At 32.2% G+C, this 24,184-nt stretch carries 20 protein-coding genes and 3 tRNA genes; 14 read left to right on the top strand and 9 right to left on the bottom strand.

Features of this window, described 5'->3' with window-relative positions:
• Positions 1 to 14 precede the first annotated feature (14 nt).
• The 6 genes from LOS86_RS02360 (at position 15) to LOS86_RS02335 (ending at position 4,770) form a co-directional block, all read left to right on the top strand.
• On the top strand, positions 15 to 590 hold the full coding sequence (locus tag LOS86_RS02360; protein ID WP_231843057.1) for a Crp/Fnr family transcriptional regulator: 576 nt from the start codon (positions 15 to 17) through the stop codon (positions 588 to 590).
• A 75-nt stretch (positions 591 to 665) separates the two neighbouring features.
• The gene (locus tag LOS86_RS02355) at positions 666 to 1,382 is read left to right on the top strand and encodes a pirin family protein (RefSeq protein ID WP_231843899.1); all 717 of its coding nucleotides are present in this window, start codon (positions 666 to 668) and stop codon (positions 1,380 to 1,382) included.
• Positions 1,383 to 1,478: 96 nt separating this feature from the next.
• Positions 1,479 to 2,354 (top strand): ACP S-malonyltransferase, encoded by an 876-nt coding sequence (gene fabD / locus LOS86_RS02350; RefSeq protein ID WP_231843056.1) that lies wholly within the window; start codon positions 1,479 to 1,481, stop codon positions 2,352 to 2,354.
• 76 nt (positions 2,355 to 2,430) lie between these two features.
• The gene (locus LOS86_RS02345) at positions 2,431 to 3,108 is read left to right on the top strand and encodes a peptidoglycan DD-metalloendopeptidase family protein (RefSeq protein WP_231843055.1); all 678 of its coding nucleotides are present in this window, start codon (positions 2,431 to 2,433) and stop codon (positions 3,106 to 3,108) included.
• 63 nt (positions 3,109 to 3,171) lie between these two features.
• Positions 3,172 to 3,423: a hypothetical protein gene (locus LOS86_RS02340; RefSeq protein WP_231843054.1), complete on the top strand. Its 252-nt coding sequence runs from the start codon at positions 3,172 to 3,174 to the stop codon at positions 3,421 to 3,423.
• Between the two features lie 79 nt (positions 3,424 to 3,502).
• Positions 3,503 to 4,770, top strand: a protein-coding gene (locus tag LOS86_RS02335; RefSeq protein WP_231841609.1) for an IS3 family transposase whose coding sequence is annotated in 2 segments (ribosomal slippage) — positions 3,503 to 3,842 and positions 3,842 to 4,770 — 1,269 coding nt in all. Because the reading frame shifts where the segments join, the coding sequence is not laid out codon by codon here.
• A gap of 42 nt (positions 4,771 to 4,812) precedes the next feature.
• Here the strand turns inward: LOS86_RS02335 and galE are convergent.
• Entirely contained in the window at positions 4,813 to 5,823 is a 1,011-nt protein-coding gene (gene galE, locus LOS86_RS02330) for a UDP-glucose 4-epimerase GalE (RefSeq protein ID WP_231843053.1), read from the bottom strand.
• Positions 5,824 to 5,969: 146 nt separating this feature from the next.
• The gene (locus tag LOS86_RS02325; RefSeq protein ID WP_231843052.1) at positions 5,970 to 7,100 is read right to left on the bottom strand and encodes a DegT/DnrJ/EryC1/StrS family aminotransferase; all 1,131 of its coding nucleotides are present in this window, start codon (positions 7,098 to 7,100) and stop codon (positions 5,970 to 5,972) included.
• 96 nt (positions 7,101 to 7,196) lie between these two features.
• Between LOS86_RS02325 and LOS86_RS02320 the strand changes: the two genes are divergently transcribed.
• From LOS86_RS02320 to LOS86_RS02305, 4 genes are all read left to right on the top strand, one after another.
• Positions 7,197 to 8,450, top strand: a complete 1,254-nt coding sequence (locus tag LOS86_RS02320; RefSeq protein WP_231843051.1) for a 3-deoxy-D-manno-octulosonic acid transferase — start codon at positions 7,197 to 7,199, stop codon at positions 8,448 to 8,450.
• A 52-nt stretch (positions 8,451 to 8,502) separates the two neighbouring features.
• Positions 8,503 to 10,656, top strand: coding sequence for a S46 family peptidase (locus LOS86_RS02315; RefSeq protein ID WP_231843050.1), 2,154 nt, complete (start codon positions 8,503 to 8,505; stop codon positions 10,654 to 10,656).
• Between the two features lie 165 nt (positions 10,657 to 10,821).
• Positions 10,822 to 11,025, top strand: a complete 204-nt coding sequence (locus LOS86_RS02310; RefSeq protein ID WP_231843049.1) for a hypothetical protein — start codon at positions 10,822 to 10,824, stop codon at positions 11,023 to 11,025.
• A gap of 82 nt (positions 11,026 to 11,107) precedes the next feature.
• Positions 11,108 to 11,332, top strand: coding sequence for a hypothetical protein (locus LOS86_RS02305; RefSeq protein ID WP_231843048.1), 225 nt, complete (start codon positions 11,108 to 11,110; stop codon positions 11,330 to 11,332).
• Positions 11,333 to 11,373: 41 nt separating this feature from the next.
• Here LOS86_RS02305 and LOS86_RS02300 read toward each other — a convergent pair whose 3' ends face one another.
• From LOS86_RS02300 to mutS, 5 genes are all read right to left on the bottom strand, one after another.
• Positions 11,374 to 11,727 carry a YegP family protein gene (locus LOS86_RS02300; protein ID WP_231843047.1) on the bottom strand — a complete coding sequence of 118 codons (354 nt, stop codon included), beginning with the start codon at positions 11,725 to 11,727 and terminating at the stop codon, positions 11,374 to 11,376.
• 99 nt (positions 11,728 to 11,826) lie between these two features.
• Positions 11,827 to 11,912: transfer RNA gene (locus LOS86_RS02295), tRNA-Leu, on the bottom strand.
• 61 nt (positions 11,913 to 11,973) lie between these two features.
• A tRNA-Leu gene (locus LOS86_RS02290) sits at positions 11,974 to 12,059 on the bottom strand.
• Positions 12,060 to 12,078: 19 nt separating this feature from the next.
• A tRNA-Gly gene (locus tag LOS86_RS02285) sits at positions 12,079 to 12,151 on the bottom strand.
• A gap of 116 nt (positions 12,152 to 12,267) precedes the next feature.
• Positions 12,268 to 14,835 (bottom strand): DNA mismatch repair protein MutS, encoded by a 2,568-nt coding sequence (gene mutS, locus LOS86_RS02280; protein ID WP_231843898.1) that lies wholly within the window; start codon positions 14,833 to 14,835, stop codon positions 12,268 to 12,270.
• Between the two features lie 165 nt (positions 14,836 to 15,000).
• On the opposite strand from mutS, the gene LOS86_RS02275 reads away from it, so the two are divergent.
• Entirely contained in the window at positions 15,001 to 15,528 is a 528-nt protein-coding gene (locus tag LOS86_RS02275) for an RNA methyltransferase (protein ID WP_231843046.1), read from the top strand.
• A 187-nt stretch (positions 15,529 to 15,715) separates the two neighbouring features.
• On the opposite strand, the gene folK is transcribed toward LOS86_RS02275, so the two are convergent.
• On the bottom strand, positions 15,716 to 16,858 hold the full coding sequence (gene folK, locus LOS86_RS02270) for a 2-amino-4-hydroxy-6-hydroxymethyldihydropteridine diphosphokinase (protein ID WP_231843045.1): 1,143 nt from the start codon (positions 16,856 to 16,858) through the stop codon (positions 15,716 to 15,718).
• Between the two features lie 115 nt (positions 16,859 to 16,973).
• Here folK and sppA point away from each other — a divergent pair, with 115 nt between their 5' ends.
• Both sppA and LOS86_RS02260 read left to right on the top strand, forming a co-directional pair.
• Positions 16,974 to 18,740, top strand: coding sequence for a signal peptide peptidase SppA (sppA, locus tag LOS86_RS02265; RefSeq protein WP_231843044.1), 1,767 nt, complete (start codon positions 16,974 to 16,976; stop codon positions 18,738 to 18,740).
• 141 nt (positions 18,741 to 18,881) lie between these two features.
• A complete protein-coding gene (locus tag LOS86_RS02260; RefSeq protein ID WP_231843043.1) occupies positions 18,882 to 21,497 on the top strand; it encodes an AsmA-like C-terminal region-containing protein in 2,616 nt (871 codons plus the stop codon).
• A gap of 53 nt (positions 21,498 to 21,550) precedes the next feature.
• Here LOS86_RS02260 and LOS86_RS02255 read toward each other — a convergent pair whose 3' ends face one another.
• Complete coding sequence (locus LOS86_RS02255) at positions 21,551 to 22,342, bottom strand: DUF2797 domain-containing protein (RefSeq protein WP_231843042.1); 792 nt, start codon at positions 22,340 to 22,342, stop codon at positions 21,551 to 21,553.
• Positions 22,343 to 22,442: 100 nt separating this feature from the next.
• On the opposite strand from LOS86_RS02255, the gene LOS86_RS02250 reads away from it, so the two are divergent.
• Positions 22,443 to 23,954, top strand: coding sequence for a GH3 auxin-responsive promoter family protein (locus LOS86_RS02250; RefSeq protein WP_231843041.1), 1,512 nt, complete (start codon positions 22,443 to 22,445; stop codon positions 23,952 to 23,954).
• Positions 23,955 to 24,184 lie beyond the last annotated feature (230 nt).

The following is a 24,184-nucleotide window of genomic DNA, read 5'->3' as shown; positions in this document are numbered from 1 at the left end:
GTACTTTTGAAAGTATGAAATCTATTTTAGAAAACATAAATAGTCATGTTTCTTTAACTGAAAAGGAATGTGACTTTTTTTTATCAAAAACTTCAACAAAAAAAATCAAAGCTAAGACTGTCTTATTAAGTGCTGGCGAAATAGCCAATTGTACCTATTTTGTGAATTCTGGAATTATACGAAGTTTCAATATTAATGACAATATAATAGAACACGTTTTGCATTTTGCTTGCGAAGGTTGGTGGATTGGCGACATGTATAGTTACATTTCAGAAAAACCAGGAAACTTATTTATAGAAGTTATCGAAGATGCCGAAGTAGTTATCATCACTAAAGAAAACCACCAAATTCTTTACAATGAAATTCCAAAACTAGAACGCTTTTTTCGAATTTTAGCCGAAAACTCTTTAGTTGCTCATCAAGAGCGTTTAATGGATAATTTGAGCCTAACTGCAGAAGAACGTTTTGAAAAATTCTGTTCAAAATATCCTACTTTAATTCAAAAAGTTCCTCAAAAACAAATTGCTTCTTATATTGGAGTTACTCCTGAATTTTTCAGTAAGATGAAAGCGCGTTTGTTAAAGAAATAATTTCTTAATCTAGGTTAAGTGCTTTCTAAATCATCTGTTTATAAATTTGTATCATAATAATTACTAAATTTATACATAATGAAAACGATACTACATAAAGCAAATGAAAGAGGTCATGCAAATCATGGTTGGTTAAATGCTTACCATAGTTTTAGTTTCGCTAGTTGGTACAACCCAGAAAAAATTCAATTTGGAATGCTTCGCGTTTTGAATGACGACACAATAGCTGCTGGAATGGGCTTTGGCACACATCCGCATGACAATATGGAAATTATTACGATTCCATTGGAAGGCGATTTAGCACATAAAGACAGTATGGGAAATGGCACAATCATCAAAAGTGGCGACATTCAAGTGATGAGTGCTGGAACCGGAATTCAACACAGTGAATTCAATCCAAATCATGACCAACATACTAAACTGTTCCAAATTTGGTTGTTTCCAAAATTCAGAAATGTGGAACCTCGTTACCAACAAATTACCTTAGACCAATCGTTACAAAAAAATGATTTTGCTCAAATTTTATCTCCAAATCCAGACGATGCTGGTGTTTGGATTCATCAAGATGCTTGGTTTTATTTAAGTGATTTTGATGCTGATTTTTCAAAAAAACTTTCACTTAAAAAAGAAGGAAATGGTTTTTACATCATGAATATTGAAGGTGAAATTGAAATAAACGGCGAAAAACTTGAAAGAAGAGATGCTGCTGGAATTTGGGAAACGAATGAAATTGAAATCAAAGCGAATTCAAGTTCTAAGTTTTTAGTAATGGAAGTTCCTATGGAACAATAATTAGTATTCAGTGTTCAGTTATTAGTGTTCAGTTAAAAAAAATGTTATTTTTGCCTTTAAAGAAAAACTTGAAACTTTAAACTTGAAACAAAATTTATGAAAGCATACGTATTTCCAGGTCAAGGAGCTCAATTTACAGGAATGGGTAAAGATTTATATGAAAACTCACCTTTAGCTAAAGAATTATTCGAAAAAGCAAATGATATTTTAGGTTTTAGAATCACCGATATCATGTTCGAAGGAACAGCTGAAGAATTAAAAGAAACTAAAGTAACCCAACCAGCCGTTTTCTTACACTCTGTAATTTTAGCCAAAGTTTTAGATGTAAAACCAGACATGGTAGCTGGACACTCTTTAGGAGAATTTTCAGCTTTAGTCGTAAACGGTGCTTTATCTTTTGAAGACGGATTAAAATTAGTTTCTCAAAGAGCTATGGCAATGCAAAAAGCATGTGAAATCGCTCCTTCAACTATGGCGGCTGTTTTAAACTTAGACGACAAAATTGTAGAAGATATTTGCGCATCGATAAATGGTGTTGTAGTTCCTGCAAATTATAATTGCCCTGGTCAATTAGTGATTTCTGGAGAATACAAAGCAGTGGAATTAGCTTGTGAAAAAATGAAAGAAGCAGGTGCAAAACGCGCTTTAATTTTGCCTGTTGGTGGTGCTTTCCATTCACCAATGATGGAACCAGCAAGAGAAGAGTTAGCAGCAGCTATTGAAGCAACAACTTTTTCAACTCCAATTTGTCCAGTATATCAAAACGTTACAGCAAATGGAGTTTCTGATGCTACAGAAATTAAGAAAAACTTGATTTCACAATTAACAGGTGCGGTTAGATGGACGCAATCGGTACAACAAATGATTACAGATGGAGCTACGAGTTTTACAGAAGTTGGCCCAGGAAAAGTATTAGTTGGATTGGTAAATAAAATCAACAAAGACGTAGAAACGATTTCTGCCTCTTTGTAAAATGAAATACTCTTAAAATAGAATTCCTCATGAAGTTTATTCGTGAGGAATTTTTATTTTTGAGAAAAAGAAAAACATGGAAAATCTAATAGCCTTATTTAAATCTATTGAAGCAGCTAAAGTAATTGCACCAGAAATTAATTATTATGATTATGTTCCTTTGGATTTATCAATATCAAACCCTGAATTACTGCATCAGAAGTTACAAACTGCTAAAGATTATGAGATTTTCATACAAAATCATTTAGATAAAAATCAAGCTAAAATTGCTTTTGGTGGCTATATCGAAACTCGAAATTTATATCAAAGAAGCACTGTTTTTAAAAACTCAAATTCAGACGAACGTAATATTCACATTGGACTAGATTTATGGATAAACGAATCCGCTCCAATTCATGCAGCTTTAGACGGAACTATCCATAGTTTTCAAAACAATACTGCGTTAGGTGATTATGGTCCAACCATTATTTTATCACATGAAATTGAAGGTTTCAAATTCCATACATTATACGGACACTTAAGTGAAGCATCTTTAAACGGAAAAAAGGTTGGAGATGTTGTAAAAAAGGGGGAACAAATTGCCACTTTAGGTTTACCTCCAATTAATGGCGATTATGCTCCTCATTTGCATTTTCAAATCATCATTGATATGGAAGGGAAAGTTGGAGATTATCCTGGTGTTTGTAATGAAAAGACTCTTTTGTTTTACCAATCAAATTGTCCTGATCCTAATTTTTTATTAAAAATTATGTAAAAATTCGTTCTGAAATTGCATTTTATTTCGTACCTTTAAGATGTACAATTTTAATATTTATATATGAGAAAGGTATTGTTAGGATTAATGATTTTAGCATTAATTTCAGTTTCATGCAAAGATGAAACAAAAGAGAAAATTGAAGAAGCAAATGAAGCTGTTGGTGCTGAAATGGAAGAAAAAATGGACTCCGCCTCTGTACAAATCGACAAAGCAATGGATACCTTAAAATCTAAAACTGGAGATGTTTTAGAAAAAGGTGCAGAAAAATTAAATAAAGCAGCTGATGATTTAAAAGAAGCAGCCCATAAATAACAAGAAATCCCAAGCAAAACTTGGGATTTTTTTATTTTCTTGTCTTGTCCTGAAAAAAGTTGACTAAAAATCACATAATATGTCAACAAAAAAGAAAATTTCAAAAATTCCAACTGTCCCACAAATTTACAGCGAAGCATTTAAACGTCAAGTTGTAAGTGAATTTGAGAGGGGTTTATTTACAAAAGCAGAGCTTCGAAGACGTTACAATATTTTAGGTAGTAGTTGTATACCAAGATGGTTAAAAAAATATGGTAAATTTACCTATGAAGATAAATTAACTATTGGTCGTCCTATGAAAGATCCTCAACAACAGCGTATAAAAGAGCTAGAAGCTCAATTAGCGAAAAAAGAAGAAGAATTAAAAGTATTTAAACGATTTATTGAAATAGCTGAACGTGAACTTAAAATTGATATTGTAAAAAAGTCTGGTTCCAAGCAGTCGAAGAAATAAATATAAATAGTTCATTGACTATTTATGAGTTATGCGAACTGTTTGGATACACAAAACAAGCATTTTACAAGCGAAAGTCAAAGGTAAAAACACCTAAATACAACTCAGAATTATTACGAAGTTTGGTAGTTACTATTCGTAAGCAATTACCCCGAACAGGTGGTAAAAAACTTCATGTAATGTTACAAGATGAATTTATAAAACACCATATATCAATTGGTCGGGATAATTTTTTAGATTTTTTAAAAGCAGAATATTTACAAGTTCCTAAAGCTCGAAGATATTACAAAACAACAAATTCAAGACATTGGATGAAACGCTATCCAAATTTAATTAGCAATTTAGTACTTAACAGACCTGAGCAGGTTTGGGTTGCTGATATAACATATTTACGAACAAAAGAGAAAACATATTATTTGCATTTACTCACTGATGCGTGTTCCAAGAAAATTGTAGGATATCAATTGTCAGATAATTTAATGAGCTCAACTACTGTAAAAGCTTTAGAAATGGCTTTGATTAAGAGGAAAACAAAAAATCAACTCATTCACCATTCTGATAGAGGTTTACAATACTGTAGTAAAGAGTATACCGAATTGTTAAAGAAAAACAATATTTTAATTAGTATGACGCAAGAATACGACCCATATGAAAATGCAGTGGCAGAAAGAGTAAATGGAATTTTAAAAGAAGAATTTGGTTTACATGAAATATTTGAAAACTATCAAAATTTAAACAAACAAGTTACACAGGCCATAACTTTATACAACAATTTTAGAATACATATGTCAATTAATATGATAACTCCAAACCAAGCACATCAACAAAAAATAATACATTTAAAACAATGGAAAAAAATAAATCGTAACAGAATTAATTCTGTTACGATTTAACTATATTTGGATTATTAACGAGTCAACCTTTTTTAGGACAACTCATCTAATTTTTTGTTCCCATTTCCAGGCACTTAATAAAGCGTCTTCTAGTGAGGATTTTGCTTTCCAACCTAAAATTGTATTTGCTTTATCAGTGTTTGCATAAGCTTCAATAACATCTCCTTCTCTTCTACCTACAATTAGATAATTCAATTTCTGTTGGGATACTTTTTCAAAAGCCGATATCACTTCTAAAACGGAACTTCCGGTTCCGGTTCCTAAATTAAATGTTTCAACTTTTTCTGAATTTTGTTTTTTTAATAAACGTTGTAAAGCAACTACATGAGCTTTAGCCAAATCCACCACATGAATGTAATCCCGAATAGCCGTTCCATCTGGTGTTGGATAATCATTGCCAAAAACAGATAATTTTTCTCGTAGTCCAATAGCTGTTTGCGTAATAAAAGGGACTAAATTTTGCGGAACACCTAATGGCAACTCTCCTATTTCAGCCGAAGGATGTGCTCCAATCGGATTAAAATAACGCAACAAAACAGCATTAATATTCGTTACTTTAGCAACATCGTTAATAATTTCTTCACCTATTTGCTTTGTATTACCATAGGGCGACATGGCTACTTGAATAGGAGCATTTTCAGTAATCGGCATTTTTTCAGCTTGACCGTAAACTGTACAAGACGAACTAAAAATAAAATGCGCTTCTGATTTTTTCTGTAATTCTTGAAGTAAATACACTAAAGAATTGATGTTGTTTTCATAATACAACAAAGGATTTTCAACACTTTCTCCCACCGCTTTTGAAGCAGCAAAATGAATCACTCCTGAAATATCTTGATATTTAGAAAAAAAACTTTGTACAGCTAATTTATCTCTCAAATCGATGTTTTCAAACAAAGGCTTTTTTCCTGTAATGCGCTCAATTCCATCCAAAACATCGATAGATGAATTCGACAAATTATCAATCGCAATTACTTCAAAACCTTCATTTTGCAATTCCACAACGGTGTGCGAACCTATAAATCCTAAACCTCCTGTAACTAATATCTTCATTTTTCTCGTACAGACGCGATTTATCGCGTCTCTATTTCTTTTTTAAAAGACGCAATGAATTACGGTCTTCTACATCAATTTTTAAATCGCTATTAATAGCGTTTCTATATATTCATTTATACGAATAGACGCGATAAATCGCATCTCTATCCGATATATTCTAAAACAGCATCTGTAATAAATTTTATTTGTTCATCATCTAATTCCGTGTGCATTGGTAATGCAATTACTTCTTTTACCAATTGATTCGTAACAGGAAAATCTTCTTCTTTATAACGAGCATCAGCATACGCTTTTTGGCTATGTAACGGAATTGGATAATAAATAGCGCATGGAATTCCTTTTGCTTGTAAATGTTCCAATAATCCATCGCGTTTTCCGTTTAAAATTCGAATAACGTATTGATGGAATACATGACAATCACAATTTTCACAAATAGTTGGAACCCATATATTTTGATTTTTTCCTAAAATTTCAGAATACTTTCTTGCTGCTTCTTGACGTGCTTTGTTGTAAGCATCCAAATGTGGTAATTTCGCTTTTAAAACTCCAGCTTGAATACTATCTAAACGAGAATTTACACCTACCACATCATGGTGATATCTTTCATACATTCCGTGATTTACAATTCCTCTGATCGTATGAGCTAATTTATCATCATTAGTAAAAATCGCTCCTCCATCACCATAACATCCTAAGTTTTTTGATGGGAAAAATGATGTTGCTGCTACATGTCCTAAAGTACCTACTTTCTTTTTAGAACCATCTTTTGAAGAATAATCGGCTCCAATAGCTTGAGCATTATCTTCGATAACATACAAATTATGTTCTTTGGCAATTTCCATAATCGCATCCATATTCGCAGCCCGACCAAATAAATGAACTGGCACAATTGCTTTAGTTTTTGGTGTTATTGCTTTACGAATTCCTTCTAACGAAATGTTCATATTGTTCATATCTACATCTACTAAAACTGGAGTTAATTGCAACAAAGCAATAACTTCAACCGTAGCTGCGAATGTAAAATCGGCTGTAATTACTTCATCTCCTGGTTTCAAATCCAATCCCATCATGGCTATTTGTAACGCATCAGTTCCGTTTGCACATGGAATTACGTGTTTTACTCCCAAATATTTTTCTAAATCCGCTTGAAATTGATGAACCAAAGGTCCGTTGATGTATGTATTTGTGTCTAAAACCTCTTGAATAGAAGCATTTACTTCTTCTTTTATTTTTTCGTATTGACTTTTTAAGTCAACCATTTGTAATTTTCTCATTGGAATAAAATTAAGTCAAGCAAAAATATGAAATTCTATAGTACAAATTTTATCTAACTTAAAAAGAAACGTATTTTAGCACCATAAAATTCAATTATGCTATTTTTATACAACATAATTACGCTTTTAGCTAGCCAACTTTTGAAGCTTGTAGCTCTTTTCAGTCCGAAAATGAAACTTTTTATTGATGGAAGAAAGTCGGTTTTTCAAACGTTAGCGAATAAAATTCAAACTTCGGATAAAACAATTTGGTTTCACGCAGCGTCTTTAGGTGAATACGAACAAGGCTTACCTGTAATTGAAGCTATCAAACAACAATTCCCAAATCATAAAATTGTGATTACGTTTTTTTCGCCTTCGGGTTATGAAGTTCGAAAAAACAATACCGTTGCCGATGTTACGGTTTATTTGCCTTTGGATACTATTTCGAATGCGAAACAATTCATTCAATTAGTTCATTCCGAAATGGTATTTTTTATCAAATACGAATATTGGCCAAATTATCTTAACGAACTAAAAAAACAACAAATCAAAACCTATTTGATTTCTGGAATTTTACGAGAAAATCAAGCCTTTTTTAAGTGGTATGGTGGATTCTATCGAAACGCTTTAAAAACATTTGATTACTTTTTTGTGCAAAATGAAAGTTCTAAAAAATTGCTTCAAAGTATCGGATTCAACAATGTGAAAATTTCAGGAGATACGCGTTTTGACCGAGTAGTTTCAATTTTAGATCGTGATAATTCTTTGGATTTTATCGAACTATTTAAAGATAATAAAACCACTATTGTAATCGGAAGTTCTTGGCCAAAAGATGAAAGTTTATTAGTAAATTATATCAATCAATGTTCGGATGATGTGAAATTTATTATTGCTCCGCATAATATCAAATCGGAACAAATTTCAAATCTCAAAAATCAAATTCAAAAGAAAACGATTTTGTTTTCTGATGTAGAGACGAGATTAATCGCGTCTCTACAGGAAAACAACGTTTTTATCATTGACACTATCGGGATTTTAACCAAAATTTATTCCTATGCCGATATTGCCTATGTTGGCGGTGGCTTTGGAAATCCGGGTGTTCATAATATTTTAGAACCAGCAACTTTTGGAGTTCCAGTTGTAATTGGTCCAAATTACTCGCATTTTGCTGAAGCTACAGCATTGGTAAATATGGAAGGTTGTATTTCGATTCAAAATCAAATCCAATTAAATGAAGCTTTTGATTTGCTTATTCAGAATGAAGACGAACGATTAGAAAAAGGACATATTTGTAGCACATTTGTTCAGATGAATAAAGGAGCAACTCAAATAATTATGAATTATATTACTAATGAAACTATAAATTGATTTAAGTTGCAAAAGTAAAATTGTAACTTGCACCCATTAATATTAATAAACTATGAAATTTTTAAGATTACTACTTATTTTAGTTGTTTTCCAAGTTCAAGCACAACAAGGAGGTATGTGGATTCCTTCTTTATTGAAAGGAGCAAACGAAAAAGAAATGAAAGCATTGGGAATGAAAATTAGTGCCGATGATATTTATTCGGTAAATAATTCTAGCTTAAAAGATGCTGTTCCTCATTTTGATGGCGGTTGTACAGCGGAAATGATTTCCCCAAAAGGACTTTTATTAACGAATCACCACTGCGGTTATGACAACATTCAAAGTCACTCTACAGTTGAAAACGATTATTTAACGAATGGTTTTTGGGCTTACAAAATGGAAGACGAATTGCCAAATAAAGATTTAACCGTAACCTTCATCATCAAAATTGAAGATGTTACTACTAAAATTTTTGAAGGCGTTTTAAATCTTCCAACCGAAAGCGACAAACAAAAAAGAATCCAACAAAATATTGCTACCGTTAGCAAAAGTTTCCAAAAAGAAGCTTGGCAAGATGTAATGATTCGTGCTTTTTATGATGGAAACCAATACTTATTATTTGTAACCGAAAATTTCAAAGATGTTCGTTTAGTAGGAGCACCACCAAGTTCAATTGGAAAATTTGGATCGGATACAGATAACTGGGTTTGGCCACGACACACGGGAGATTTCTCTTTATTTAGAGTTTATGCTGACAAAAACAATCGTCCAGCTGAATATTCAAAAGACAATGTTCCATACAAACCAAAACACTTTTTCCCAGTTTCTGCTAAAGGAATTCAGGAAAACGATTTCACTATGGTAATGGGTTATCCAGGAAGAACTCAGGAATATTTGCCATCGTTTGCCGTAGAACAAATTGTAAATGATTTGAATCCAGCAAAAATTGAAATTCGTGATGCTGCTTTAAAAGTTCAAGATGGTTTCATGAGAAAAGACAATGCAATTAAAATTCAGTATGCTTCAAAATACGCTAGTGTTGCCAATTATTGGAAAAAATGGATTGGTGAAACAAAAGGATTGAAAAAATCGAATGCAGTTGCTATCAAACAAGATTTTGAAAAGAAATTTCAAGAAAGAGTAAATAAAGCAGGAAAACAAGCTGAATACGGAACTATTTTAGCTGATTTTGAAAAGAACTACAAAGAAATAAGAGAATATGCTATTGCAAGAGATTACTTTACAGAAGTTGTATTACGTAATTCTGAAATTTTATCTTTTGGGTATCGCTTATTTCAATTAGAGCAAATCTATAAGACTAAAGGCGAACAAGCTTTTAATGATAGAAAAAACAATTTAATTTCAGGATTTGAAGGTTTGTATAAAGATTATAGCGCTCAAGTGGATGAGAAAGTTTTCGAACAATTGATCAATTTATATGCTACAAAATCACCAAAACAGTTTTTACCTGAAAGTTTAAACAATTTTAATGCTGCAGAATTGTCAACTGCCATTTTTAGCACTTCAAAATTAACTTCATACGAAGGATTAAAAGAATTATTAAATGGTGATGCCCAATCTATTTTGGACAAATTAAATCAGGATAAAGGATATGTATTGGTAAAATCCATTGCTGAGAGCTATCAAAAAAATGTGGCTCCTAAATTTGATGAAATTAATTTAAAAAATATCGCATTACAAAGAACGTACATGAAAGGTATTATGGAATTCTTCCCGAACGATAGAATTTTCCCTGATGCTAACAGTACATTGCGTGTAACATACGGAAAAGTTAAAGGATACAAGCCTAGCGATGCAGTTATTTATGAACCTGTAAGTTATTTAGATGGTGTAATTGAAAAATATGTACCAGGCGATTATGAATTTGACGTTCCTCAAAAATTAATTGACTTATATAACGCAAAAGATTACGGAAGATATGCCGATAAAAATGGGAAAATGCCATTAGCGTTTATTGCAACCAATCATACTACTGGTGGAAACTCAGGAAGTCCGGCTTTAGATGCAAAAGGAAATCTTATCGGATTAAACTTTGATAGAGTATGGGAAGGCACCATGAGTGATATTTATTACAGCCCAGAAATTTGTAGAAATATCATGGTGGACACCCGTTATATTTTATTTGTAATTGACAAATTTGCTGGTGCAAAAAACCTTATTGAGGAAATGACAATTGTATATCCTAAGTCTCAAAAGGCCAAATAATTACAAATATTTTAACAAAAAAACAAACGGGTATACTATTGGAATTAATCTATTTTGGAATCTAAAGAAAAAAAAATTAAAAAATTTGTCTAAAAATATTTTGACATGTCAAAAAATTTATATCTTTGCTCCGAATTAATAATTAACCTTTTATAATTTAGTAAGATGAAAAAAGTTGTTTTAAGTTTAGCAATCGTTGCTGCTATGTTCGTATCTTGTAAAGAAAATGCTGCTGAAGAAACTGCAGTTGCTGATACAGTTGTTGAAGCTCCAGTTGAAGAGGCTGCTCCAGTAGCTGATACTACTGCTGTTGATACTGCTGCTGCTTCTACAGAAGCTGCTCCAGCTGAAGCTGCTCCAGCAAACTAATTATTGCTAGAATAAAAAAATTAATCCCGATTAAATCGGGATTTTTTTTGCTTTAAAAATTAATTTTAAAAAGTTTAAGATTATGAAAAAAATTGTATTTAGTTTAATTATTGTCTCTACTTTTATTTCTTGTAAAGAAAACACTAACGAAACAGTAAAAACAGAAGACACTGTTATTGTAGAAACACCTGTTGTTCAAGACACAATTATAACAGAATCAAATACAGCAACTATTGATTCTGCTGTTGCAAAATCTCAAGAAACTGCAAAAGTTAAGTTTCAAAGAATTGATGAAGTTGCAAAATAAAACTTATAAATAAATTAAGCCCTATTTTAATAGGGCATTTTTTATGCTATATCTCCAAAAATATCTTCTGAAGATGAAAAATCTAAAAATTCTGCTTTACCAGCATACTTAACAATTTCATCAATTCCTTTTTGAAGTAACAACTGAGTCGTATATCTTCTACTAACAGCGATTTCATGCTCATCTAATATCAATCTAAAGAAAAACTTCCCACTAGACGATTTAAAACGCATAAAAACGCATTTATCAATTGAATTTTTCAAACGCTCAATTTCTTCTTCACATTCAAAACGCAATTCAAAATCATTACTAGTAAAAATAGTTTTACCTTTTCGTGAAACAAATTCATATTTATAAGCTCCGTTTAATCGTTGTGCGATTACAAATGTTCCCATTAGATTTTTTTTGAAATGAATTTTCTAAAGATAAAATAAAAAATCAATTTGATTCTTTTAGAAATAAAAAAAGCTCCAAACATAGTTTGAAGCTTTTTGTACTCAAGGCGGGACTTGAACCCGCACGGGCATTACTACCCACTGGATTTTAAGTCCAGCGTGTCTACCAATTCCACCACTCGAGCGTTGGTAATTATCTGAAAATTTAAAAATAAAGCCTTTTTGAACCAAGCAAAAAGGCTTTAGTACTCAAGGCGGGACTTGAACCCGCACGGGCATTACTACCCACTGGATTTTAAGTCCAGCGTGTCTACCAATTCCACCACTCGAGCAAAATTTAAATTTTCATTGAGCGAAAAACGGGGTTCGAACCCGCGACCTCAACCTTGGCAAGGTTGCGCTCTACCAACTGAGCTATTTTCGCGTATAATTAAGAACGTTTTCTTGATTGCGAGTGCAAATATATAATATATTTTTCTTTCCACAAGAACTTTTAAACAAAAAATCTAACTTTTTCATAACACTTTGATTACGAATAAATTATTTTTTTACCAACATTCGTTTTATTTCGTTCAACTTCATCAATGCTTCAACCGGAGTTAATGTGTTGATGTCAATATTCACAATTTCTTCTTTAATTTCTTCTAAAAGCGGATCATCTAAATTGAAGAAACTCAATTGCAACTCATCACTTGCGGATTTTATTCCCGATAATTCTTCACTCGAATGTCTTTTCTCTAACTGTTTTAATAGTTTTTGTGCTTTTTGAATTACTATTTGAGGTATTCCAGCCATTTTTGCTACGTGAATACCAAAACTATGCGCACTTCCACCTTTAACTAATTTGCGAATGAATAAAACAGTATCTTTTAATTCCTTTACCGAAACATTATAATTTTGAATTCTATCAAACGTAACTTCCATTTCATTTAATTCATGATAATGCGTAGCAAAAAGTGTTTTCGGTTTATTCGGATGTTCGTGCAAATATTCTGAAATTGCCCAAGCAATCGAAATTCCATCGTAAGTTGAAGTTCCTCTTCCAATTTCATCTAACAATACTAAACTTCTTTCCGAAATATTATTCAAAATAGAAGCAGTTTCGTTCATTTCCACCATAAAAGTAGATTCACCCATTGAAATATTATCACTAGCTCCAACTCTAGTGAAAATTTTATCGACCACACCCATTCTCACGCTTTCTGCTGGAACAAAACTTCCCATTTGCGCCATCAACACAATCAAAGCCGTTTGACGCAAAATTGCCGATTTACCCGACATATTCGGACCGGTAATCATGATAATTTGTTGGGTTTCTCTGTCTAAATACACGTCATTCGTTATGTAAGGCACTCCAACAGGCAATTGCTTTTCAATAACGGGATGGCGACCTTCTTTGATTTCCAAATCAAAACTTTCATCTAAGTCGGGACAAACGTATTTGTTATCAATTGCTAACTGTGTGAAAGAAGTCAAACAATCCAATTGCGCTATTAAATTAGCATTCAACTGAACATGTTTGATGTATGTCGCAATCCAATTTACCAATTGCTCAAACAACTGCGTTTCCAATTGATGGATTTTTTCTTCTGCACCTAAAATCTTCGATTCGTATTCTTTTAGTTCTTCTGTAATATATCGCTCCGCATTAACCAAAGTTTGTTTGCGAATCCATTCCGCCGGAACTTTATCTTTATGCGTATTTCGAACTTCAATGTAATAACCAAAAACATTATTGAAAGACACTTTTAAGGAAGGAATTCCTGTTGCAGCACTTTCTCTTTGTTCTAATGCTTCCAAATACCCTTTTCCTGTAGATGAAATATTTCGCAATTCATCTAATTCCGGATGAACGCCAACAGCAATTGCATTTCCTTTATTTACGCTTACAGGTGCGTCTTCTTGAATAGTGGTTTTTATTTTCTCACGCAACAATTCACAAGCATGTAAACTATCTCCAATTACTCTCAAAGCTTCATTTGAACTTGCTAAAGCCAAAGTTTTAATCGGAATTATAGCATCTAATGAATCTTTCAAGAAATTCACTTCTCTTGGCGAAATTTTTCCAGTAGCTACTTTTGAAATCAAACGCTCCAAATCGGAAATTTGCTTGATTTGATATTGAATTTGTTGTAAAACTTCGGGATTGGATTTCAAATACGAAATCACTTCATGACGACTTCTAATTTTTGAAATATCTTTCAACGGAAGTGCTAACCAACGTTTCAAAAGCCTTGCACCCATTGGCGAAAGCGTTTTATCAATCACATCTAAAAGTGTTACTGCATTAGGATTATAACTGTGATATAATTCTAAATTTCGAATGGTAAATTTATCCATCCAAACGTAAGCGTCTTCGGCAATACGTTGAATGTTTGTGATATGCTGAATTTTATTATGTTGCGTTTCTGATAAATAATACAAAATAGCCCCCGAAGCAATCAAACCTTCGGTTAATTCTTCCACACCAAAGCCTTTCATTGAATTGGTTTGAAAATGTTTCGTCAAACTTTCTAACGCATAATCTTCCTTATATACCCAATCTTCCAAAAAGAACGTATGAAAATCGTCTCCAAAAACAGAATGAAATTGATTTTTAAACTGTTTTGGAATTAAAATTTCACTTGGACGGAAGTTTTGCAACAATTTATCGATGTATTCTTCATTGCCTTGGGCTACTAAAAATTCGCCTGTTGACACATCTAAAAATGACACCCCAACCGTTTTCTTTCCAAAATGAACCGAAGCTAAAAAGTTATTTGACTTCGAATGCAACACCTCATCATTCATCGAAACACCTGGTGTAACCAATTCTGTAACACCACGTTTTACAATCGTTTTTGTCATTTTTGGATCTTCTAATTGATCGCAAATCGCCACTCGAAGTCCAGCCTTAACCAATTTAGGTAAATAGGTATTTAATGAATGGTGTGGGAAACCCGCTAACGCAGTTTCGCTATCGCTTCCTGCTCCACGCTTGGTTAAAGTAATTCCTAAAATTCCTGCAGCACGAACAGCATCTTCTCCAAAAGTTTCATAGAAATCGCCTACGCGAAACAGCAAACAAGCATCTGGATACTTGTTTTTAATTTCGTTATATTGTTTCATCAAAGGGGTTTCCTTTGGAGCTTTGTCAGAAGTTGTTGCAGATTTTTTAGCCACAATTTTTTAATTTTAAGTAGAGTTGCGAAGGTAAGAATTTCAAATACAATCACAATATGAATTTCAAAAATCGAATTTTCAAGTTTTATAATTAATCTTTACTTTTGTGGCATGAGAAAATTAGCCAACGCAGAATTAGAACGCAAAAACATCGACGAGTTTAAAAAAGCTCAAAAAACACCCATTATTGTAATCTTAGATGATATTAGAAGTTTACACAATATTGGTTCGGTTTTTAGAACTTCGGATGCTTTTTTAATAGAAAAAATCTATTTGTGCGGCATTACGGCAACTCCTCCAAACAAAGAAATTCACAAAACAGCTCTTGGCGCTACGGAAACTGTTGCTTGGGAATATGCGAAAGACGTTTTAGAAGTAGTTAATGAATTGAAAAAAGAAAACATAAAAGTGTATTCTGTGGAGCAAACTGAAAATGCTATTATGTTGGATGATTTTCAACCAGAAACCAATACAAAATATGCCTTAATTTTTGGAAACGAAGTAAAAGGTGTTTCGCAAGAGGCTATTAATTTAAGCGATGGTGTAATTGAAATTCCGCAATTGGGAAGCAAACATTCGTTGAATATTTCGGTGAGTGCTGGGATTGTGATTTGGGATTTTTTTCAGAAGATGAAATAAATTTTCGGAACACTGATTGAAGAAATTAAATAAACTTTTAAAATTCTAGACGCAAAGTTTTTCGCAAAGGACGCTATGAATTTGTGATAATTAGCGAAATTCGAGTTTAATTAAGTCAAAAGAGACGCTTTCAGCGTGACAAGTTTGGGTGAAAATCCGTTAAAATCTGCGTTGCGTAGCATCAGTTTCATCCGCGTGCTAATACTATTTTCTTATTAATCTCATTCAACAAAAACACATAATCCTCCTGTTTCTTCACAAAATCCAAATCGGAAACATCGATAATCAATACATTCAAATCGGTTTGCGTTTTGATGTAATCTAGATATCCTTGATTGATTTTCTCTAAATAATCGGCAGGAATTTCTTGCTCATAACTTCTGCCGCGTTTTTTTATGTTTTCTAACAATCGTTCGGTATTTTGATACAAATACACATACAAATCAGGTTTTGGCATTTCCTTGTGAATGATATCGAACATGGTTTTGTACAAACGAAATTCGTCTTCTTGCAGTGTAACTTTAGCAAAAATCAAAGATTTAAAAATGTGATAATCGGCCACAACAAAGTCTTTAAACAAATCAAATTGCGCCAAATCATCTGATAATTGTTGGTATCTATCCGCTAAAAACGACATTTCTAATGGAAACGCATAACGACTTTGGTCTTTATAAAACTTTGGTAAAAATGGATTATCTGCAAAGCGTTCTAACACTAATTTAGCATTGCAATCTTCTGATAATTTGGCTGATAAAGTCGTTTTTCCTGCTCCAATATTTCCCTCAATCGCGATGTAATTGAATTGCTGTAATTGGAGTTTTTCAATAGGTGAAATTATAGAATGAACGACTTTAATTTCGCTTATATCTTCCGTTTGAAGTAGAAGTTGTGAAACAGATTTTTTCAATATTGGATGTTCCCAATTCAATCCTAAATCCATCATGGGTTGCAAGACAAACTTTCTATTCTGCATTAATGGATGCGGAACTTGCAAGTTTTCAGTAGAAATAATTTCCTCGTCAAAAGCAATGATATCAACATCAATAATTCGCGCTTGATATCCTGAATCTTTGGTACGAATTCTACCTAACTTCTTTTCTACTCTCAAAACCTGATTCAAAATTTTTTGAGCCGATTTTGTAGTGTGAATTAAAATTGCAGCATTATAAAAAGGCTCACTTTCAAAACCCCAAGCTGGCGTTTCGTAAATTTTGGAAACCTTTACAACCGTTGCTACTTCACTATGAATCAAATCAATACAAGCCTGAATCGTTTCAAAACGATTTCCTTGATTACTTCCTAACGATACTATAACTTGGTGTTGACTCATATTGGCAAAATAACAAACATTTTTAGACTTCTAATTTACCTTTTCCATTTTTTTATGAACATGTAACAATTTTTGAGTTTTTTCTACTAATGCTATGAATTAAAATGAAAATGAAATGAAATTTTTAGGAAATGTATTAGCTACAATTGTTGGGTTATTTGTTTTTTGCATAATGTCCTTTTTTGGTATTATCATAATTGGTGCCATTGCAGGAGGCGGAGACGAAACCGTTACTGTAAAAAATAATTCCGTTATTGAATTAGATTTATCAAAAGTAAGTTTGGATTATGCTGGAAAAACCAACTACAAAGACTTTAATTATTTTGAAGCGCATCATGATGGTGTTACCGATATTTTAAATGCCATTGAAGCTGCAAAAAAAGATAAAAAAATTAAAGGAATTTCGATTCTTAACAACCAATCACAACTAGGTTTAGCCCAAAGCAAAGCAGTACGAGATAAATTAGAAGATTTCAAAAAATCTGGAAAATTTGTATATGCTTACGCTAATTTTTACACACAAGGCGAATATTATTTAAATTCGGTTGCAGACCAAGTATATTTAAACCCAATGGGGGAAGTTGATTTCAAAGGATTATCTTCTGAAATTATCTACATGAAAGAGTTACAAGAAAAATCAGGTGTTAAGTTTGAAGTAATTCGTCATGGAAAATATAAAAGTGCTGTTGAACCTTACTTAGCACAAGAAATGAGTCCAGAAAACCGCGAACAAATGACTGTTTTGTTAAACTCGGTTTGGACTACTATTGTAGAAGATATTGCTAAAAGCAGAAAACTATCAGTAGCGCAATTAAATGCTATAGCCAATTCATTAGGAGCAAGAACACCAGAATTAGCTTTAGCAAATAAATTAGTGGATAAAATAGCTTATGAAGACGAATATCACGATATGATTAGAGCGAAATTAAAGCTTGACAAAAAAGAAAAATATGATATTGTAAGCATTACAGAATATGCAAAAACTGCCGCTTCAACAGTTGAAGATTATACAAAGAAAGACATCATAGCGGTAATTTATGCACAAGGTGAAATTGCTGGCGGTGAAGGTGATGTAAATATCATAGGAGAAGGTTCAATTAAGCGATCTTTACAAGAAGCAAGAGAGAATGAAGATGTAAAAGCAATTGTTTTACGTGTAAATAGCCCTGGTGGAAGTGCTTTGACTTCAGAGTTAATTTGGAGAGAAATTGAAATAACTAAAAAAACAAAGCCTGTTGTAGTTTCTATGGGGAATTATGCCGCTTCTGGAGGATATTACATTGCAGCTAATGCCGATCGAATTTTCGCAGAACCAAACACGATTACAGGTTCAATTGGAGTTTTTGGAATGCTACCCAACATGAATCAATTAGGTAAAAATATCGGAATTAACGCTGAACAAGTAAAAACTCATGATAACGCAAGTGGTTACAGTATTTTTGAACCTATTGACGAAAACTTCAAAGGGTATATTTTAGAAAGCATCGAAAAAACATACGCTACTTTCTTACAACGTGTAGCTGATGGAAGAAAAATGACCACTGAACAAGTTGATGCCATTGCACAAGGAAGAGTTTGGACAGGAGTAGATGCACAAAAACTTGGACTGGTTGACGAAATTGGTGGTTTAGATGCAGCCATTAAATATGCAGCAAAACTTGGAAAAACAAATTCGTATAGAACCGAAAACTTCCCAGAATACGAAAAAAGCTTTGAAGATTTACTTGCCGATTTCACCGGAATGGCGATGTTTAAAACTAAAGAGCAATTGTTAAAAGAGCAATTAGGTGAAGAAGGCTTTCAAATGCTAGAACAAATCAAACGCGTAAAAAGCAGAAAAGGTATCCAAGCTATGATGCCATATGAAATTGAGATTCATTAATCTTTACTATAAACACTAAAATCCCAAAAACAAAATGTTTTTTGGGATTTTTTTTACATATTCACTTAAAATTAATATTTAAATTTACAATTGGTATTACTTTTGTATCATTGAATTTTAATCATCCCTAATTACACTATCATGTTAAAGAAAGTTTTAAAAGGTTTAGGAATATTTCTTTTGGTAACCATTATCGCATTAGCAGCCGCTCCATATTTGTTTAAAGACAAAATCAAGGAAATGATTGCTAAAACATTAAACGAAAATGTTAATGCTAACATTGCATTTGAAGATGTGGATTTGAGTTTGTTTAAAAGTTTTCCACAAGCTCATGTAACAATTGATAAGCTGAGCATCATAAACAAAGCTCCTTTTGCTGGAGATACGCTATTGTATGCTGGAGAAACTAATGTAACTATGAGTGTAAAAGAACTTTTTAAAGGCGATGGTGAAACCATGAGTTTAGAAAGTTTTAGCGCTGTTAACGGAATTGTAAATATCATTTTCAATAAAGAGGGTGTAGGTAATTTTGACATCGCTATAAAAGAAGCAGAAGAAAAAAAACCTTCTGATAGTAAGCCATTTTCTTTAGACATACAAAAATATGGAGTTGAGAATCTAAAATTCAGTTATATTGATGAAGGTTCGAACATGAAAATGGTTTTAGACAGCATTTATCATGAAGGAAAAGGAAATTTTGCTGCTCAAAAATTAGATTTAGAAACCAAAACTTCGGCAAAATTATATTTTGAAATGGAGAAAATGAACTACATGAACAATGTAGGAATCACTTTAGATGCTATTTTAGGAATTGATTTAGAGAAAAGCAAATACGAATTCAAAGACAATAAAGCCTTAATCAATCAATTACCATTAGAATTTAATGGATTTATTCAAATGGTGGAAGCGGGTCAAACCTATGACTTAACATTCAAAACACCAACCTCTGATTTCAAAAACTTCTTAGGATTAGTTCCTGCTGCTTATTCTGGCGATATTAATAAAGTAAAAACATCAGGACAATTCTCGGTAGATGGAAAAGTAAAAGGAAATTTAACCGAAACTACGATTCCAACATTTGATGTGAAAATTGCTTCGAATAATGCCTCTTTCCAATATCCTGATTTACCAAAATCAGTAAATAATATTGTAATTAACACCCATATTGTTAATGAAACTGGTGCAATGAATGACACTTATGTAAATTTACATCAATTGTCATTTGCAATTGACCAAGACGTTTTTAATGCAAAGGCAATTGTAAAAAATATTGCTACAAACGCATTAGTAGATGCCGAATTAAAAGGAACTATCAATTTAGCAAACGTTACAAAAGCCTATCCGGTAAAATTAGACAAACCCTTAACTGGAATTCTAAAAGCCGATGTAAAAACGAAGTTCGATATGCAATCGGTTGAGAAAAGTCAGTATCAAAACATACAAAACTCGGGAACCGTTAGTTTAACTGGATTTAATTATGAAGGTCCAGAAATGGCAAAACCATTTAAGATTAATCAAGCTGCAGTTGCTTTTAATCCAAATCATATCAACTTGAGTCAATTTGATGCTAAAACTGGAACATCTGACATTCAGATTAATGGAACTCTAGATAATTTTTATGGCTTTTTATTTAGAAACCAAATTTTGAAAGGAAACTTTAATATGAATTCGACCAAATTAGTAGTTTCTGATTTCATGGCACCTACTACCACAACTAGTGATGATGGCAAAAAAACTACCGAAGCTGTTAAAATTCCTTCATTCTTAGATTGCAGCATTACAGCTAAAGCGGGAACAGTTATTTATGACAATTTAAACTTAAAAGATGTTTCAGGTAACCTAACTATTCGTGACGAAGCTGTTATGTTAAACAACTTAAAAATGGGAGTTTTTGGAGGAAATATTGGTTTAACCGGAACCGTTTCAACAAAAGGAAAAACTCCAAAATTTGATATGAATTTAGGATTAAATTCGGTTAACATTGCAGAATCTTTTACACAATTAGACATGCTAAAATCGATTGCTCCAATTGCAGGAGTTGTCAATGGAAAACTGAATTCGACCATTAAATTATCTGGTGATTTACAAAATGATATGACCCCAAATTTAAAAACGATTTCTGGTGATTTATTTGGACAATTATTATCAACTACTATTAATGAAAAGAATTCAGCTTTGTTAACTGCATTGAGTTCCAACATGAAATTCATTGATATGAGTAAAGTAAATCTTAATGATGTAAAAGCGGCTTTATCATTTAAAGATGGAAAAGTAAACGTAAAACCTTTCGATATCAAATATCAGGACATAACTGTAAATGTGGGCGGAAGTCATGGTTTTGACCAAACGATGAATTACAATTTAAAATTTGATGTTCCTGTGAAATATTTAGGAAAAGAAGTAACAAATTTAGTGGCAAAATTAACCCCTGCCGACCAAAAACAGATTACAAGTATTCCAGTTACAGGATTGATGACTGGTAACTTCACTCAACCTAAATTTAATTCTGATTTAAAACAATCTACTACTAATTTAACCACACAGTTGGTTAAAATGCAGAAAGACAAATTGGTTAATCAAGGAACTTCTGCCTTGAGCAATTTAATTAACGGCACAAAAGGAAATAACTCTGGAACTACAACAGCTACAGACACTACTAAAACTAAATCTACTCCTAAAGAAGAAATTAAAAACACCATTAAAGACAAAGCTGGTGCAATAAAAAATTTATTTGGCGGTAAGAAAAAGGAAGAATAAACAATAAACAAATAAATAATAACAAAAACCCTTTCAATCGAAAGGGTTTTCTATTATAAGCTCATCTTCACCACATAACCTTCATAAGTTCTAACATTAAAAACGGTTCCATCTTCAAATATCAGATATTGACCTTTAATGCCAGTTAGCGTTCCAGAGAAGTTTGGTGTTTTATCTAAATTCAAACTCGTTATTTTTTTAGGATATTGCAATACTGGAAAATCGAGTTGGATAATTTTTTCTTCTTTTGGAAAATAGTCTTTTACTTCAGTTGGCAACCAATCAAAAACTTTATTACGTTCAGCAATCAAATCCATAGCGAGATATTCATTTTTTAACATTTTTTGCCAATTGGTTTTATCTGCAAAATGATTTTTCAAGGCAACTTCTGTAATTCCTGCTAAATACCTATTTGGAACTTCAACTATTGGAATAGCTTGCACAGCGCCTTGGTCTATCCATCTAGTAGGAACTTGTGTTTTTCTTGTTACCCCTACTTTTACTTCACTTGATAAGGCTAAATACACTACATGAGGTTGTAATTGTACGCGTTTTTCATATTCCAAGTCTCTATCTTCAATATCTAAATGCGCGGTACTTAATTCGGGCTTCATAATCCAATCGCCTACAGCCGGACTACTCATAAAACAATCATAACAAAATCCTTGACGGAAAATTTTCTTGGCTTTTCCACAATTTAAACACTGGTACCCTTGAAATTCAATAGTTAATGGTTTCCCTAAAAGTTGATTGATGTTTAAAAAACTATTTTCAAAAACCAAATAATATTGAATTGGATTTCCAAACTCTGTTTGCATTTTTGAGAGTGTACCTTCGTATGTCATTTAAGTTAAGATTTACTTTTTAGTATTATTATTTAAAAAAAATGCTATTTTTGGTAAAGTTATTATTCCCAATTAATAATTCAAAATTAGAAATAGGTAAATGCCACTGCAAATTATAAATTCTGTTGCCACTTGGATATTGAAGAAGCGAATTCATCAAATGGAATTGTTTTTAAAATATCCTCAAGAAGTTCAAGAAGAATTACTTTTTAGCTTAATTAAATCGGCAGAAAATACACTAATTGGAAAAAAATACGAATTTTCATCCATAAAAAATTATGCTACATTTAATGAACGCATACCTATTTCAACTTATGAAGATTTAGAACCTTTAATTGAACGAACAAGACAAGGAGAACAAAATGTTTTTTGGAATACGAATATTAAATGGTTTGCAAAATCAAGCGGAACAACCAATGCTAAGAGCAAATTCATTCCTGTAAGTTCAGAAGCATTAGAAAATTGTCATTACAAAGCAAGTAAGGATTTATTGTGTTTGTATTTAAATAATAATGAAGATTCACAACTGTTTGTAGGAAAAAGTCTTCGTCTTGGCGGTAGCAAGCAATTGTATGAAGATAATAATACGTTCTTTGGTGATTTATCTGCCATTTTAATTGACAATATGCCAATATGGGCCGAGTTTAGCTCTACTCCTAGTAGTAAAATTTCCTTAATGGGAGATTGGGAAACCAAACTTCCAGCAATTATAAATGAGACTATCAATGAAAATGTAACGAGCTTGGCTGGAGTTCCAAGTTGGATGATGGTATTATTACAAAAAACACTTGAAACTACTGGGAAAAACAATTTACTTGAACTTTGGCCAAATGCTGAAGTTTATTTTCATGGAGGGGTAAATTTTGACCCGTATAGAGAATTATATAAAAAATTATTCCCAAAAGATGATTTTAAATATTATGAAATCTATAATGCATCTGAAGGATTTTTTGCTATTCAAGATTTAAACAACTCAAACGAATTGTTATTAATGTTAGATTATGGCATTTTCTACGAATTTATCCCAATGGAAACTTTTGGCACTTTAAATCAAAGAACCATTCGTTTAAATGAAGTTGAGTTGAATAAAAATTACGCTTTGGTAATTACAACGAATTCAGGATTATGGCGCTATTTGATTGGCGACACTATTCGATTTACATCATTACAACCTTACCGAATAAAAGTAACAGGTAGAACAAAACATCACATTAATGTTTTTGGAGAAGAATTAATGGTTGAAAACACAGATACTGCCTTAGCTAAGACGTGTAAAGAATTTAATTGTGAGATCAAAGATTATACCGTAGCCCCAATATTCATGAGTGACAATCAAAAAGGGGCACATGAATGGATTATTGAATTTATAACAAAACCGCACAACATTGCAAATTTTTGTAAAGCTTTAGATGAGAATCTTCAAAATATTAATTCAGATTATGAAGCGAAGCGATACAATAATATGACATTAAATCCGTTAGTTGTGCATGTTGCTAGAGAAAATTTATTCTATGATTGGTTAAAACAACAAGATAAATTAGGTGGTCAACATAAAATTCCACGACTTTCAAATGAACGAATTTACTTAGAAAGTTTATTGTTATTAAATTAAATATGAAAAAATCAGTACTTCTATTAGTTATTATTTGCGCTTCGAGTATTTCAATATCATGTGGACCCAGAAGATACAAATGTGGACCATACAGAAAATGCAGCACAAGCATAAAAAACAGCGAAATCCCATTTCATGATAAATTTATCAATTTAAATCGCTGCTAAACTCCATTAATTAAATAATTCGCAAAAAAACAAGTCGCATTTAGCTTCCTATCATTTTTTTTG

The organism is Flavobacterium cyclinae (genome assembly GCF_021172145.1).
Taxonomy (GTDB): domain Bacteria; phylum Bacteroidota; class Bacteroidia; order Flavobacteriales; family Flavobacteriaceae; genus Flavobacterium; species Flavobacterium cyclinae.
This window is presented reverse-complemented; position numbering and strand designations above follow the sequence as displayed.

What these genes read in the sequence shown, in the direction of transcription:
- LOS86_RS02360 (WP_231843057.1), top strand. Translation starts at nt 15, where the DNA reads ATGAAATCTATTTTAGAAAACATAAATAGTCATGTTTCTTTAACTGAA.
- LOS86_RS02345 (WP_231843055.1), top strand. Translation starts at nt 2,431, where the DNA reads ATGGAAAATCTAATAGCCTTATTTAAATCTATTGAAGCAGCTAAAGTA.
- LOS86_RS02315 (WP_231843050.1), top strand. Translation starts at nt 8,503, where the DNA reads ATGAAATTTTTAAGATTACTACTTATTTTAGTTGTTTTCCAAGTTCAA.
- LOS86_RS02300 (WP_231843047.1), bottom strand. Translation starts at nt 11,727, where the DNA reads ATGGGAACATTTGTAATCGCACAACGATTAAACGGAGCTTATAAATAT.
- LOS86_RS02275 (WP_231843046.1), top strand. Translation starts at nt 15,001, where the DNA reads ATGAGAAAATTAGCCAACGCAGAATTAGAACGCAAAAACATCGACGAG.
- folK (WP_231843045.1), bottom strand. Translation starts at nt 16,858, where the DNA reads ATGAGTCAACACCAAGTTATAGTATCGTTAGGAAGTAATCAAGGAAAT.
- LOS86_RS02340 (WP_231843054.1), top strand. Translation starts at nt 3,172, where the DNA reads ATGAGAAAGGTATTGTTAGGATTAATGATTTTAGCATTAATTTCAGTT.
- LOS86_RS02310 (WP_231843049.1), top strand. Translation starts at nt 10,822, where the DNA reads ATGAAAAAAGTTGTTTTAAGTTTAGCAATCGTTGCTGCTATGTTCGTA.
- fabD (WP_231843056.1), top strand. Translation starts at nt 1,479, where the DNA reads ATGAAAGCATACGTATTTCCAGGTCAAGGAGCTCAATTTACAGGAATG.
- galE (WP_231843053.1), bottom strand. Translation starts at nt 5,823, where the DNA reads ATGAAGATATTAGTTACAGGAGGTTTAGGATTTATAGGTTCGCACACC.
- LOS86_RS02255 (WP_231843042.1), bottom strand. Translation starts at nt 22,342, where the DNA reads ATGACATACGAAGGTACACTCTCAAAAATGCAAACAGAGTTTGGAAAT.
- LOS86_RS02325 (WP_231843052.1), bottom strand. Translation starts at nt 7,100, where the DNA reads ATGAGAAAATTACAAATGGTTGACTTAAAAAGTCAATACGAAAAAATA.
- mutS (WP_231843898.1), bottom strand. Translation starts at nt 14,835, where the DNA reads ATGAAACAATATAACGAAATTAAAAACAAGTATCCAGATGCTTGTTTG.
- LOS86_RS02250 (WP_231843041.1), top strand. Translation starts at nt 22,443, where the DNA reads ATGCCACTGCAAATTATAAATTCTGTTGCCACTTGGATATTGAAGAAG.
- LOS86_RS02260 (WP_231843043.1), top strand. Translation starts at nt 18,882, where the DNA reads ATGTTAAAGAAAGTTTTAAAAGGTTTAGGAATATTTCTTTTGGTAACC.
- sppA (WP_231843044.1), top strand. Translation starts at nt 16,974, where the DNA reads ATGAAATTTTTAGGAAATGTATTAGCTACAATTGTTGGGTTATTTGTT.
- LOS86_RS02320 (WP_231843051.1), top strand. Translation starts at nt 7,197, where the DNA reads ATGCTATTTTTATACAACATAATTACGCTTTTAGCTAGCCAACTTTTG.
- LOS86_RS02305 (WP_231843048.1), top strand. Translation starts at nt 11,108, where the DNA reads ATGAAAAAAATTGTATTTAGTTTAATTATTGTCTCTACTTTTATTTCT.